Origin of the sequence: Streptomyces polyasparticus, from assembly GCF_014493765.1 — a bacterium.
Classification (GTDB): Bacteria; Actinomycetota; Actinomycetes; order Streptomycetales; family Streptomycetaceae; genus Streptomyces; species Streptomyces polyasparticus.
Map to the genome: position 1 here is coordinate 137216 of NZ_JACTVJ010000011.1, position 12512 is coordinate 149727.

The 12512-nt window shown below is 70.5% G+C and carries 11 protein-coding genes; 3 read left to right on the top strand and 8 right to left on the bottom strand.

The features are described 5' to 3' along the window. The 4 genes from H9Y04_RS22685 to H9Y04_RS22700 all read right to left on the bottom strand — a co-directional run bounded on the left by H9Y04_RS22685 (position 1) and on the right by H9Y04_RS22700 (position 3809). A complete protein-coding gene (locus tag H9Y04_RS22685; protein ID WP_187815824.1) occupies positions 1–1017 on the bottom strand; it encodes a glycosyltransferase family 2 protein in 1017 nt (338 codons plus the stop codon). Beyond that, positions 1014–1901 (bottom strand): glycosyltransferase family 2 protein, encoded by an 888-nt coding sequence (locus H9Y04_RS22690; RefSeq protein ID WP_236071251.1) that lies wholly within the window; start codon positions 1899–1901, stop codon positions 1014–1016. Before H9Y04_RS22690 ends, H9Y04_RS22685 begins: the two co-directional genes overlap by 4 nt. Before the next feature lie 332 nt (positions 1902–2233). Continuing rightward, a complete protein-coding gene (locus H9Y04_RS22695) occupies positions 2234–3358 on the bottom strand; it encodes a GNAT family N-acetyltransferase (RefSeq protein ID WP_187815825.1) in 1125 nt (374 codons plus the stop codon). Between the two features lie 7 nt (positions 3359–3365). After that, positions 3366–3809 carry a hypothetical protein gene (locus H9Y04_RS22700; protein WP_187815826.1) on the bottom strand — a complete coding sequence of 148 codons (444 nt, stop codon included), beginning with the start codon at positions 3807–3809 and terminating at the stop codon, positions 3366–3368. A 200-nt stretch (positions 3810–4009) separates the two neighbouring features. Here H9Y04_RS22700 and H9Y04_RS22705 point away from each other — a divergent pair, with 200 nt between their 5' ends. Beyond that, entirely contained in the window at positions 4010–4816 is an 807-nt protein-coding gene (locus tag H9Y04_RS22705) for an SGNH/GDSL hydrolase family protein (RefSeq protein WP_187815827.1), read from the top strand. Here the strand turns inward: H9Y04_RS22705 and H9Y04_RS22710 are convergent. From H9Y04_RS22710 to H9Y04_RS22725, 4 genes are all read right to left on the bottom strand, one after another. After that, positions 4800–6518, bottom strand: a complete 1719-nt coding sequence (locus tag H9Y04_RS22710; RefSeq protein ID WP_187815828.1) for a serine/threonine-protein kinase — start codon at positions 6516–6518, stop codon at positions 4800–4802. The two genes, H9Y04_RS22705 and H9Y04_RS22710, sit on opposite strands and share 17 nt — an antisense overlap. A 46-nt stretch (positions 6519–6564) precedes the next feature. Next, a complete protein-coding gene (locus H9Y04_RS22715) occupies positions 6565–8046 on the bottom strand; it encodes a nickel transporter (protein WP_187815829.1) in 1482 nt (493 codons plus the stop codon). Beyond that, positions 8043–9362, bottom strand: coding sequence for a tetratricopeptide repeat protein (locus tag H9Y04_RS22720; protein ID WP_187815830.1), 1320 nt, complete (start codon positions 9360–9362; stop codon positions 8043–8045). The genes H9Y04_RS22715 and H9Y04_RS22720 overlap by 4 nt, the downstream gene beginning before the upstream one ends. 95 nt (positions 9363–9457) lie before the next feature. Then, on the bottom strand, positions 9458–10984 hold the full coding sequence (locus H9Y04_RS22725) for a DUF4331 domain-containing protein (protein WP_187815831.1): 1527 nt from the start codon (positions 10982–10984) through the stop codon (positions 9458–9460). 244 nt (positions 10985–11228) lie between these two features. Here H9Y04_RS22725 and H9Y04_RS22730 point away from each other — a divergent pair, with 244 nt between their 5' ends. Together H9Y04_RS22730 and H9Y04_RS22735 are read left to right on the top strand one after the other, a co-directional pair. Beyond that, entirely contained in the window at positions 11229–11774 is a 546-nt protein-coding gene (locus H9Y04_RS22730; protein ID WP_187815832.1) for a sigma-70 family RNA polymerase sigma factor, read from the top strand. Beyond that, the gene (locus tag H9Y04_RS22735; RefSeq protein WP_187815833.1) at positions 11771–12502 is read left to right on the top strand and encodes an anti-sigma factor; all 732 of its coding nucleotides are present in this window, start codon (positions 11771–11773) and stop codon (positions 12500–12502) included. Before H9Y04_RS22730 ends, H9Y04_RS22735 begins: the two co-directional genes overlap by 4 nt. Positions 12503–12512: the final 10 nt, after the last annotated feature.

Genomic DNA, 12512 nt, shown 5'->3' on the forward strand with positions numbered 1-12512 from the left:
TCATGCCGCCTCCTCACCGTCCGCGGCGTGCTGCGCCGGCATGGAGATCTCGGCAACGCGGAAGGACCCGCCTCCCCTGCGGGCCCGAACGCTCCCGAGTACGTACCCACCGGCGGCCGTGACCACTCCGGTCACGATGGCCCCGGCGCGGCCCGCGCCCCCGCGCCGGCCGAGCACCGCGTCCCGCAGCCCGCGGGCCACGCCCGCCGGCAGGACGCGGGTGGTGTAGCGGCGCTCGGACTCAAGTCCTTTGTCACTGCCCACACTTCGCGCCACGAGGGCTTTCGACAAGCCCTCCGCGTACGTACGCGTACGGAAGTAGCCGAACCGTTCGCGCGCCGCGGGCACCCGGTGGTGGATCACCGCGCGGTCGTCGATGAGCAGCACGGCCGACGGCATCGCCCGCGTGAGCCGGATGCACAGCTCCGTCTCCTCGCAGCCCAGCGGCCGCTTGTCGCCGTCACGGCCGATGCCGGTCGCGAAACCGCCCGCGACCGAGAAGGCCTCGCGCCGGAACGAGGCATTGCCGCCCAGGACGTTGCGCACCCGCACCAGGCCTTCGGGCAGGCCCTTGTACGTACAGCCCACGACCCAGTCGAACTCGGCCGGAAACCAGTCGGGCCTGCGCCCCGAAGCCCAGATGGGCATGGTGCGCCCGCCGACCGCCATCACGTCCGGATCGTCGTACGCCTCGGCGAAGTGGAGCAGCCAGTCGCGCTCGGCCACCGCGTCGTCGTCGAGGAAGGCGATCACCTCGCCGTGCGATGCGGCGATGCCGGTGTTGCGGCCCGCGGACAGGCCGCGGGGGCCCGCGTTGGCGAGCACCCGCACCGTGCTGCGGTCGTCCTTGTACTCCTTGGTGAGCCGGTCCAGGAGCGCCTCGTTGTGATCCACCACGAGCAGCGTCTCGAGGGCCGGCCGTGACTGCGCGCGCACCGAGGCGACCGCTGCGAGGATGTCCTCCCAGCGGTCCTCGGTGTACACGCAGATCACCACGGAGATGCGTGGTTCGCTCAAGGCCGTTCGCCCTTCTCGGAGCGGTCACCGCCGTGTCCGCGCACCTCGTTGAGGCCGACGAACTGGGCGCGCCTGCGCCGCTGTTGGCGGTCGGCGCGCTCCTTGAGTATCACCTTGAGCACCCTGAATCCGTCGCGGACGGCCCGCAGATTGCTCGCGCCGTGGATCCGCACGTACTCATGGCTGGGGATCTCCTGGACCCTCAGGCCCGCCTTGACGACCCGGATGTTCATCAGGGTCTCCACCTCGAAGCCGGTGCAGTCGAGGTCGATCTTGTCCAGGCAGTAGCGCCAGAAGGCGTTGTAGCCGTAGCAGAGGTCGGTGTAGCGGGCGCCGAACTTGCGGTTGACCACCGCGCACAGCGCCCAGTTGCCGAGCTTGCGGATCGGCGTCATGTCGTCGGTGCCGCCGCCGTTGGCGAAGCGGGAGCCCTTGGCGAAGTCGGCGCCGGAGACGAGCGCGGAGACATACGAGAGGATCTCGTGGCCGTCGGCCGAGCCGTCCGCGTCGACCATCACGATGATGTCGCCGGTGCAGGCCGCGAAGCCGGTGATCAGGGCATCCCCCTTGCCCTTGCCCTGCTGCGTGACGACCTTGACGTCCGGCCAGAGCTTCTTGGCCACGGCGACGGTGTCGTCCGTGGAATTCCCGTCGACCAGAACCACTTCATGGATCCAGTCGGGCAGGGTCTCGAAGACGTACGGGAGATTCTCCGCCTCGTTCATGGCGGGAATCACGACACTCACCGGCGGAGCTATCGCGAGATGAGTGGAGACCGGACGGTACTGGTCGGGTATGCGTCCGGCCCTTGTCGAGTGGCCGTTCTCGGACGGCGCGATTAATGGATCTTTACCCGGTACCGCCGGGCGCAGGAAAGAACTCATGAGTCAGGTCCCTCTCGTCCGGTGGACCGCCCGCCCCCGGGCAGTCCGGATGAGTTTCCGGTTCGAAAGGGGGGTTCTCATCCGAAGGCATGACGGCATGAACTCCCGGCACACCGGATGAGCTGGCTGTACTGCCGCGCGGCGCGTGATTCGGCATTGTTGCGTAGACCGAGCACGGCACCCCCCTACCGCGCCCCGTACCGGAATGCATCGCGGCCCCTGGCCCTCCCCTGGTGCCGTAGTGCGTGATGTTCCGGTGCGGGTGGATGTAAGACGGTATTGATGTTTATAACTATATGGCAAGACCTGGAACATGGTCCCGCATTTTTCCTCTATTGCCGGAGTTTTCTGCTTCGCCCCTGTGCGAGCTGTGATCTCAGTCGTCCGGCTGTTTTGAGCAATTTGTCGGCCGAGGCAAACCATTCCGGCCTGCTGTGCACGGTGTTCCGCAGCGCACGCACGGGGGCGCGGCGCGCCCGGTGTCCGTACGCCACCGGGTGACGACGTGTCACCCAGCCCTCGGACACGGTGAGTTCCCGTGTCTTGAGGGAGTCCTTGTATTCCTTCTGTCCGCGGCCGAGGTCGAGATACGCGATGCCTTCCGCGGCCGCGGCCTCGGCCATCCGTAAATGCAGCAGAAGTCCTGGTGAGTACTTCGCGAAATCCGGGTCGTACGCGGGGAACCAGCAGGCGAGCACCCGCTCGGACCGCAGTCCGAAGTGTGCGGCCACCGGCCGGTCCGCGGCGTAGAGCACCGAGAGCTGGGCGGCGAAGGTGTCGGAGCGGGTGTGGAAGAGCCGCTCCACGAGATCGTTGATCCATGGTTTGGCGAATCGGTCGCTGCGGCCGGTCCTGCGGTACTGGGCCGACTTCCAGGTCTTGAGTGTGCGCAGTGCGGCGGGATCGCGCTCGTCGTGCACATAGCGCACGGTCGGGTGGTCGCGCCCCAGCTTGCGGTCCTTGGCGAGGGTGCGGCCGGTGAACTTCGGTGAACGCACGCGGAGTTCGGCCAGATAGGTCTCGTACCCCTGGTCGATGTCCACCACGGGGGAGGCGAAGCTCCCGGTGCGGGTCGCCTCGAACGCGGGCTGCCCCTGCACCAGATGGTCGTACTCCCAGACGGAGAGCGAGCACGCCTTCAGGAACTCCTGGGCCTCCCAGGTGAACCCGGGCGCATGCACCACGCCCTGGCAGTCGGAGAGGCCGAGCCCCACGGCTCGGCCCACGCCGGCGGCCGTCCGCTCGTACGGGAAGAAGGCGACGGGCTCGCCTCCCTCGCGGGCCACCGCGATGCGCACCCCGCGCCGCGAACGGCCCACGGCGAGCGCGAACTCGGGCGACAGGAACGGGTTGCCCAGGCCGGGCAGGCCGTGCAGATGCGCCTTGGACTGCATCGCCGTCCAGGCCGCCCGGTCGGCGCCGGTCAGTTCGCCGGGGCGGTACACGCTGATGTCCATGTCGGCCCTACTTCTCGGAGCTCTTCGTCGTGCGCCGCAGATGTACGGGATGTCTCCGTGTGAGCAGTGCGAGTGCCCAGATCGCCAGGGACAATCCGCACACCGCGATCATTCCGCCGCGGACCGACCACATGTGCATGGCCAGCATCGCCTGCGCCACAAGGAGGTTGAGTGCTGCTCCACCCATAAGAGACGCCACAACACGGCCCCACGGTTGCAGCCCGTTCAAAGCGATGGCGATGGCTCCGGATGGAGCGCCGAGCAGCAGGGCGAGCGTGAGCGGTCCGCGTAACGGAGAGTCCAGATCGCCGAAGGCGAGAATCGCGCCGACCGCCACCAAAGCGGTGGCCGCGCCCGCGAACAGCAGGGCCAAGTCGCCCGAACGCGGGCGCTCCTGGGCCGCTCTGCCGTCCGCCGATGAGTTGTCGCTGTCGTTCCTGATCGTCTGCATTGGCGACTTTGCCCCCCGACGCGCCGGATGCCGGGCTTCACTCTGGACCGGCTCCTGGCGGCCCGTCAAGACGCCTCAGCACTCTGTGATCTGACTGTGTGTGAACCTGTCTGCGCGGAATATTCATGGCATGCACACTCCCGGTGACGTATGGGGGCTGGTACGACAGATGTGGCAGAGATCCTGCTAAGGGAGGTTCCATGAGACCAGCCCGTATCACGGCCTATGTCGCGTCACTCCTCCTCGCTCTCGGCCTCGCCCTCACCGGGGCGGGTTCCGCGGCCGCAGCGCAGGCGGCCGGAGAGCACTATGTGGCCCTCGGCGACTCCTACTCCTCGGGTGTCGGGGCCGGCAGTTACGACAGTGCGAGCGGCAACTGCAAGCGCAGCACCCGTGCCTATCCGCAGCTGTGGGCGAACGCCAACGCCCCGGCATCCTTCGCCTTCGACGCCTGCTCGGGCGCCACCACGGACAATGTCCGCAACTCCCAATTGGGTCACCTGAGTTCGACGACCACCCTCGTGTCGCTCTCGATCGGCGGCAACGACGCGGGCTTCGCCGATGTGATGACCACCTGCGTCCTGCAGTCGGAGAGCTCCTGCATCAACCGCATCAACCAGGCCAAGGCCTACGTCGACACGACCCTGCCGGGCCGGCTCGACGCCACGTACAGCGCGATCCGCTCCCGCGCACCCGGCGCCCACGTCGTGGTGCTCGGCTACCCCCGCTTCTACAAGCTGGGCGGCTCCTGTCTCGCCGGTCTCACCGAGAACGAGCGGGCCGCCATCAACTCCGCCGCCGACCATCTCAACGCCGCCACGGAAAAGCGCGTCGCCAACGCCGGCTTCACCTGGGCCAGTGTGGTGCCCGCCTTCACGGGCCACGAGATCTGCTCCGGCAGCCCCTGGCTGCACAGCGTCAAGTGGACCAACATCGGCGAGTCCTACCACCCGACGGCTTCCGGCCAGTCGGGCGGCTATCTCCCCACGTTCAGCGCCGTCGCATAACACCCGCCTGTTCGGCGTTCGGTGTGTACGTGCCCCCGCCCCCATCGGCCGGGGGCACGTCCTCGCAGGTGATCGTGTACGACACGGTGTCCGACTCCGTGGTCACGGGCTTGCGCACCTCGACCTTGAGCGTGCCTTCGTAGGCACCCGCCGCGGGGTGGCTCACTTCGACGTGGTTGATCTGCTGTGTCTTGTCGCCGGAGAACTCCAGGCTCTTCCAGCCGGCGTCGGTGGTACCGCCGGGCTCGGCCACCCACCGGTACTCGACGGTCACGGGCACGCTGCCGACGGTGAACGTCGCGGTGAAATGGGGGTAGGCGTCGTCGGGCGGCGGACAGGTGCCGGTGTAGTCGTCGTTCGTGCGCTCCAGGGTCACCGTCACGGAGTGGTCCGGGGGCGGGGTGGTCGTCGTGCCGCCGTTTCCTCCGTCGCCTCCTCCGTCACCTCCGCCATCGCCTCCGTCGCCGCCGCCGGAGTCGTCGCCGGTGCTGTCCTCGGTGGTCGGGCCGCCGCTGCCGGCGTTGTCGGTGGAGCCTCCGTTGCTGCCCTGCGAGCTGCTTCCGCCCTCGGTGCCGCCGCTCGAACCCCCGTTGTCGTCCCGGTTGACCAGGGCATACGTGAGTCCGCCGAGCGCGAGGAGCAATGCGACGACCCCGGCGACCAGAACGGCGGCGGCCCGTCGCGGTCGGTCACCGGACGGGGTGGCGGTGGTGGGGCCGAATCCCGCGGTGGTGGCCGGTGACGAACTCAGCGGTACGGAGGAGACAGGAGTGGTGGGCTCGCGCAGCGGTGGTGGAGGGGTGGGCGACGCGACCGTCGGCAGGTACGGGATCTGGGACCCCCTGGTGGGCTGGCCGCCCGCGCCCACGATCCGCAGATCGCGTTCCGCGTCGGCGGCGGAGAGCCGCTCGGCCGGTTCCTTGCGCAGCAGTCCCTGGATGACCGGGGTCAGCGCACCGGCCCGCCGCGGCGGCGGCAGCTCCTCGTCGACCACGGCGCGCAGCGTGGACAGCGGGGTGTCCTGGCGGAACGGCGAATACCCCTCGACGGCCGCGTACAGGAGCACCCCGAGGGACCAGAGGTCCGACTCGGGTCCGGGTGTGCGCCCCAACGCCCGCTCGGGGGCGAGGAATTCGGGGGAGCCGATCACCTCGCCGGTGATGGTGAGCGCGGAACTGCCCTCGACCATGGCGATACCGAAGTCCGTGAGGACGACCCGGCCGTCGTTGGAGAGCAGCACATTGCCGGGCTTCACATCGCGGTGCAGCACTCCCGCCTCGTGCGCGGCCCGCAGCGCGCCGAGGATCTCGGCGCCGATGTGCGCGGCGCGCTGCGGCGGCATCGGGCCCTCGGCGTCCAGGACTTCGGCCAGCGACAGGCCGCGGACGAGCTCCATCACGATCCAGGGCCGGTGGTCCTGTGTGGCGACGTCGTACACGGTGACCACGCCGCGGTGCGAGATCCGGGCCGCGGCCCAGGCCTCGCGCTCCAGGCGCGCGTACATCCGCTCGACGTCCCGCGCGGGCAGCCCGGCCGGCGCGCGGACCTCCTTGACGGCGACCTCGCGGTGCAGCACTTCGTCGCGTGCCCGCCACACCGTGCCCATGCCGCCTTCGCCGAGGCGGTCGAGCAGCCGGTAGCGGCCCGCGATCAGCGGCTGACCCCCTGCGCCGCCTCCTGTAGCGCCCGGCACATCACTCATGGGCTAGCCCCCCATCCGCAGCCGAGCCAATCCGTACCAAACTATCTCAACCAAGCGCAGTTGCCGCCCCCTTGAGCAGCAATCCACTCCCGAGGGCGAGGACCACCAAGGCGCTTGTGAAGGGGGCTGTGCGGTGTGCGACGGCCGTGAGACGCCCTGCCCGCCGGGATCGGTTCCGCTTCCCCAGCCGTTCGACTGCGCTGCCTCCCACTCGTACGACGAGAAGGCCCGCGGCGCTCAACGTGAGGGCCAGACCCATCCCGTACGCGAGAACGAGCAGCAGTCCGAACCACACCTGTCCCAGGGCGGCGGCACCGACCAGGACGACGACGGCGGAGGGGCTGGGGGCGAGCCCGCCGGCGAAGCCGAGGAAGAGGGTGGTGCGCAGGCGGAGGGTCGGGGGGTGGGTGTGGGTGTGGCCATGGCTGTGTGAGTCGCCGTGGCCGTGGTCGTGGTGGTGCCCGTGACCGTGGTGGTGTCCGCGCGCGTGGGCCCGTGTGGCGCGGCGGCGCCAGGCCCGGCGCAGGAGCAGGGCGCCGGCGGCGGTCACCAGGACTCCGCTGACGACTCCCAGCCAGGAGACCACCGAAGGGCCGGCCGCGGAGCCGGTGGCCACGAGCGCCCCGAGCGCGAACACCCCGAGCGTGTGCGTCACGGTCACGGAGGCGCCGAGGGCGAGGACTTGGCGCAGGGAACGGTGGCCGCCCGCCGCGGCCGTGGCGGCCATCAGGGTCTTGCCGTGACCGGGTGCCAGCGCGTGCAGGGCGCCGAGACCGAGGGCGATGGCCAGGGCGAGCGCGGCGAAACCGGCGGTGAGGTCGTGGCGGGCGACGAGGTCGGTGAGGGCCTGCGTCCAGCGGTCGGCGCCGCGCGGCAGGACCGAGGCGGCGGGCGGCTCCTGTTCCTTGTCGGCGAGCGCGGAGCCGCCGGGCACGGCCCGGACGGTGGCCTCGGTCTGCTCGGGCGGGGAGTCGAGCAGGCGCTGGGGATACGTGGTGAGGCGCTCGGACGGCGAAGTGGCGCGCACGTCCGGGGACTTGAGCGTCATACGGTCGCCGCGCGCGGTGATCTCGCGCCAGGCGGGGGTGTCCGCCTGTCCGGTGCGGTAGGTCAGGTTCACCGCGCGATCCCGGGGGAGCGGCGCGGTGAACCGGCACTCGACGCGCAGGGTGTCGAGCCCGGCCTGGCCGGGCCGCACCTCGACGCCGCTCTTCGTGAGAGCGAGCTCCACGCCCCGGCCGTCGACTTCCAACCGCCTGCTGTCCACGGCCTCACGGCATCGCTGCCGGGCCCAACTCGCTTTCCCAGCCCGCTCGATGTTCTTCTGCTCCTGGGTGGCGGGGATCTCGGCGAGGTCCTGAAGGTGGTCGACTCGCACCTGTCCGGGTGCGAGCACGATTCCGTCGTACGTGCTGACCGTGAAGTTGCCCAGGGGGTGGGCCACCGCGCCTTGGGCCGGGAGGAGAAGCAGCGCGAGGACGGCGGCCAGAAGGGCGCCGACGGCGGTCAGTTTGCGTCGCACCCTCATTTCGCACCCCCCACCCGCGCGAGCAGCTCCCGCGCGTCCCGTGCGCCCGTGGGCGAGAACCCCGGGTCCAGCTCCAAAGCGGCCGACAGGGAGCGCCGGGCCATCGCGTCCCTGTCGGTCGCGGCCTCGATCGCGCCTCGGTGGTAGAGGAAGGACGCGTCCTTGAAGCCCGTCGCCGTCGCGCGTCGTGCATACGGAAGGGCTTCCTGGGAGCGGCCGTTGGCGTGCAGGGCCCAGGCCAGGGCGTCCGCCGTGTGGACCGTCTCGCGGTGGTCCCATTCGGCGCGGGCTGCCGTCAGGGCTGCCTTCCTGTCGCCGTGGTCCGCGCCCGCGAGGGCCACCTCCAGGTCGGTGGCGACGCCGTTCGCGCGGGCCAGGGCGACCCAGGCGTCGACCAGGGCGTACTGCTCACGGGCCGCGTCGGTGCGCCCCGTGACCTCGTACAACTCGCCCAGCATCACCAGGGAACCCGGGAGCGGAGCCTTGCGGACGACCTCGCGCAGGTCCCGTATCGCCGCGTCCGTGCGACCGCTCGCGGCCGAGGCGCGTGCCCGGCCCTCCAGGGCGGGGAGGTATGCGGGCGCAGCCTGCAGAGCTGTTCCGTAGTGGGCCAGGGCCGCCTTGTAGTCGCCCTGACGGCGGGCCAGTTGCCCCAGTTCGGTCGCCACGTACGCGCGGTCCGCGGGCGAGGATGCCGAGGCGAGGGCGCGGGTCAGGACCGAGCGGGCCTGCTTCGTGTCGCCGCGCAGTTCGAGGACGTAGGCGTAGCGCGTGAAGACCGGGATGCCGGGGCGGCGAGCGTCCGCCTGCCGGGCCGCCGACCAGGCCTCGTCGTCACGGCCGAGTTCGACGAGGGCGTCGATGCGCAGGGCCAGCGCGCGTTCGTTGTACGGGTTCGCGGTCAGCGCCGACCGTACGAGACGTAAGGCGTCCTCGAAGTCATGGCGGGCCGCAGCCAGCGCGGCCTGGCCGGCGAGGGCCGCGTCGTAGCCGGGCCGCAGGTCGAGGGACCGGGCCAGGGCCCGCTGGGCGAGCGGATAGCGGGACGGGTCGCCCTTGAGGCGGGCCTGCTCCACATACGCCGTGCCGAGCGCCGCCCAGGATCCGAAGTCCTTCGGCTGTGTGTGCAGTTGGGTCTGCAGCGATGCCACCGCGCGGTCCAGATCCGCACCGCCGAGCCGTGCGGGATCCGCCACCGCGGTCCGGGCCGGCGGCGGCGCGGGATCCGATGGACCCGCGGTCAGTGAACCGACCGTCAGCGCGACGGCCAGGACGACCACCGCGCCTAACGACTTGCCGAGCCTGCTGGCCGCCATGGCCGTCCTTTCGAGGAGGAGGAAAGAGGAGAAGGAAAGTGGTGGGCGTGACCCGCTCGGGGGGAGCACGAGCGGGCCACGCCGGTAGGGAGGGGTCAGATCACCCGGCGGCGCATCCGCCACCAGGTGAGCCCGAGCCCGATGAGCAGGACGCCCGCGCCGGCCGCCGCGGCCGAGCCGATGAGCAGCGCCGAGTCGTCCTCGGTGGCCGAACCGGCCGGTGCCGTACCGCCGTTGAGGGCGTTGCGCGGTGAGCTGCCGGCGCCCTGATCGGCGGTGTCGCCTCGCGAACCCGAGGTGGGCAGCGCCACGTACGGGAAGGTGTCGCCGAACTTCATGTCGTTGGCGTCGACCGCGTCGCCCAGATCGTTCTTCTGGCCGACCAGTTCGCCCTCGACGACCTGCAGCGAGATGTCCACCACGTCGTCGGCGAGCCGGCGTCCGTTGGGGTAGCCCGCGTTGTCCCCGTCGAGCACCCCGAGCCGCTTGGGGTCGGCGGACGGCGGGATCGAGGTGTTGAGGCGCAGGGCCTCCGCGGGACGGACGTTGGGCGGCATGTTGAGGCCCTTGACCCCGGTGAGGAACACCGACACCAGGTCCTTGCGGGGCTCGGCCGGCGCCTTGATCTTGTAGATCGCCTCGATCAGCTTGGGCAGTTCGGGCTTGGTGACGTACGGCAGGAAGTCCGCGTCGTTCCAGGGCGAGGACGCGTTGAACTTGTCCTTGTCCTTGCGCGGCACGACCACCTCGTTGACCAGCGGCATCCCGAGCCGGGACACCTGGGTCCACTTGCCGCTCGCGTTCTTGCGGCTGGTCGTCGACCACACCGAGATCACCGGCTGCTTCTTGGACTGCACGAGCTTCGCGGTCGGCACCTGCAGGGCCACGGTGTTGACGTTGTAGCCCTTGAGCGTGTCCCGGCCGACCTCGGACAGGTCACCGCCGTAGAGCAGGTCGAAGACCCTCAGATCCAGGAAGAACGGGTCGTCCGCCTGGCCCACGTACGAAGTGGAGCCGTCGCCGAGCTGCCGGGCCGCCTGGTCGCGCAGCTTCTTGTAGTCGGGCATCGAGGCCTTGCCGACGTGCGAGGGCGCGATCGGCAGATCGTCGGCGATCTTCGTCGTCGACACGATGCGCTGCTTGTCCAGCTTCAGGACGTCGATGTCGTACGTCTGGTTCACATTCAGGTCGGGGTCGTCGAGAGACGTCACCGGGCCGGTGTTGTACAGGAACGTGTTGCCGTTCCTGATCTTGGTCTTGAAGGTCCAGCGGTACAGCAGATCGCCCTGGGCGTCGCCGTCGCTGTCTATGTGGATGTCGTAGCGGCCGTCCTCGGGGAACGGGTAGAAGTTCGGGCCGCCCGCGGGCTCCTCGAACGGCACCCAGTTCGCCACGAGCGTGGTGGTGTCCGGCTTGTCGGGGCTCACGAACGCGTACACGTCCGTGTTGTCGTACTCGGGCTGCCCCGAGATCAGCGGCGCCTCGCGGTGGCTCGAGGCGCTGGCCCGGCTCGGTTCGAGCAGGCTCACACCGGCGGCCGCGAGTCCCCCGGCCGCCAACGCACCACAGAGCAGAGCGGCCAGGCCTTTGCGCCCCGGCAGACTCCCGGTGAGTGCTGTCATCGCGTCCGTCCTCTTGGTCTGGCCCCGCGCCGGCCGGCACGGGGCGTTCCGTCGGAGGCCATTCGGGGCCCGGTGCGCGGCGGATTGGCCCGGTACGGATCCGTGACAAAGCCACAAAGCCACTGAGCCGCAAAGTCACAAAGCCCTCGGTGCCGAAGCCATCCGTTCCGCGCCCTGTGACGAATCAGGGCGACGGACGACAACGGGGGGAGTCACGGTGACGAGGACGCAAGGAAGGGCCCGCATGGGGGCGGACGAACTGCTGCCGCGGGTGGCGGACGGCGACCAGGGGGCGTTCGAGGATCTGTACGGCCTGGTGTCGGGACAGGTCTACGGCCTGGTGCGGCGGGTCCTGCGCGACCCGGCGCAGTCCGAGGAGGTGGCCCAGGAGGTGCTGCTCGAACTGTGGCGCGGCGCCGGACGTTTCGACCCCGAGCGGGGCAGCGCCCTCGCCTGGATCCTGACGCTCGCGCACCGCCGCGCCGTGGACCGGGTCCGCTCCGCACGCGCCGCGAGCGACCGAGAGGAGCGGGTCGCGCGCCGTGCGCAGACGCCCCCGTTCGACCAGGTCGCCGAGGAGGTCGAGGCCGGTCTGGAACGCGAGTGGGTGCGCCGTTGCCTGGACCGCCTCACCGCCCTGCAGCGCCAGTCGGTGACGCTCGCGTACTACGACGGCTATACGTACCGGGAGGTCGCCCACCGCCTGTCCGTGCCACTGGGCACGGTGAAGACCCGGATGCGCGACGGTCTGATGCGGCTGCGCGACTGCCTGGGCGGGGGAGCGGCGTGAACCTTCCCTTACGGCCGCACTCCTTGGCGGGCCCCTACGCCCTCGACGCCCTCGACGGACGCGAACTGCACCGGTTCGAGCGGCATCTGTCGCGCTGTGCCCGCTGCCGCGATCAGGTGCGCGCCCTCCAGACGGACACACTGCGGCTGGCCCGCGCCGCCTCCGGCACGGCGCCGGCAGGGATGCGGGAGCGTGTGCTGACCGCCGTACGCATCACCGCACAGGAGACCGTGCCGCGACCGGCCGGCGCGAGGCGCGCTCCGCGCCTGGTCCCCGTCGCGGCCGCCGCGGCGACGCTCGCCCTGATCGCCGCCGCGCTCCTGGGTGTACAGCTGTCTCGCACACAGGAGCGTCTGGACCGGGAGCAGGCGCAGGCCCGTGCGATCGCACAGGTACTCGCGGCGCCGGATTCCCGTGCGACGGGTGAACGGTTTCCGGACGGGAGCACGGTCGTCGTGGTCTCCTCACCGAACCTCCGCAGGGCGGTAGTGACCGTCACCGGACTTCAAGATCCACCGAGTGGCAAGGATCACCAATTGTGGCTCGCGGGAGCGGGAAAACCCCGGTCACTGGGCCTGCTGAACGGCGAAGAGCCCCTGGTGGCAAGGGATCTGGGCGGTCCTGGCGGAGCCCTGGCCGTGACCGCGGAACCCGACGGCGGATCCCCCTCGCCCACCGGTCGGCCCCTGGTCCAACTCGCCCTGGAATCAACCGTATTCGGTAAGTAATCGTCAACCC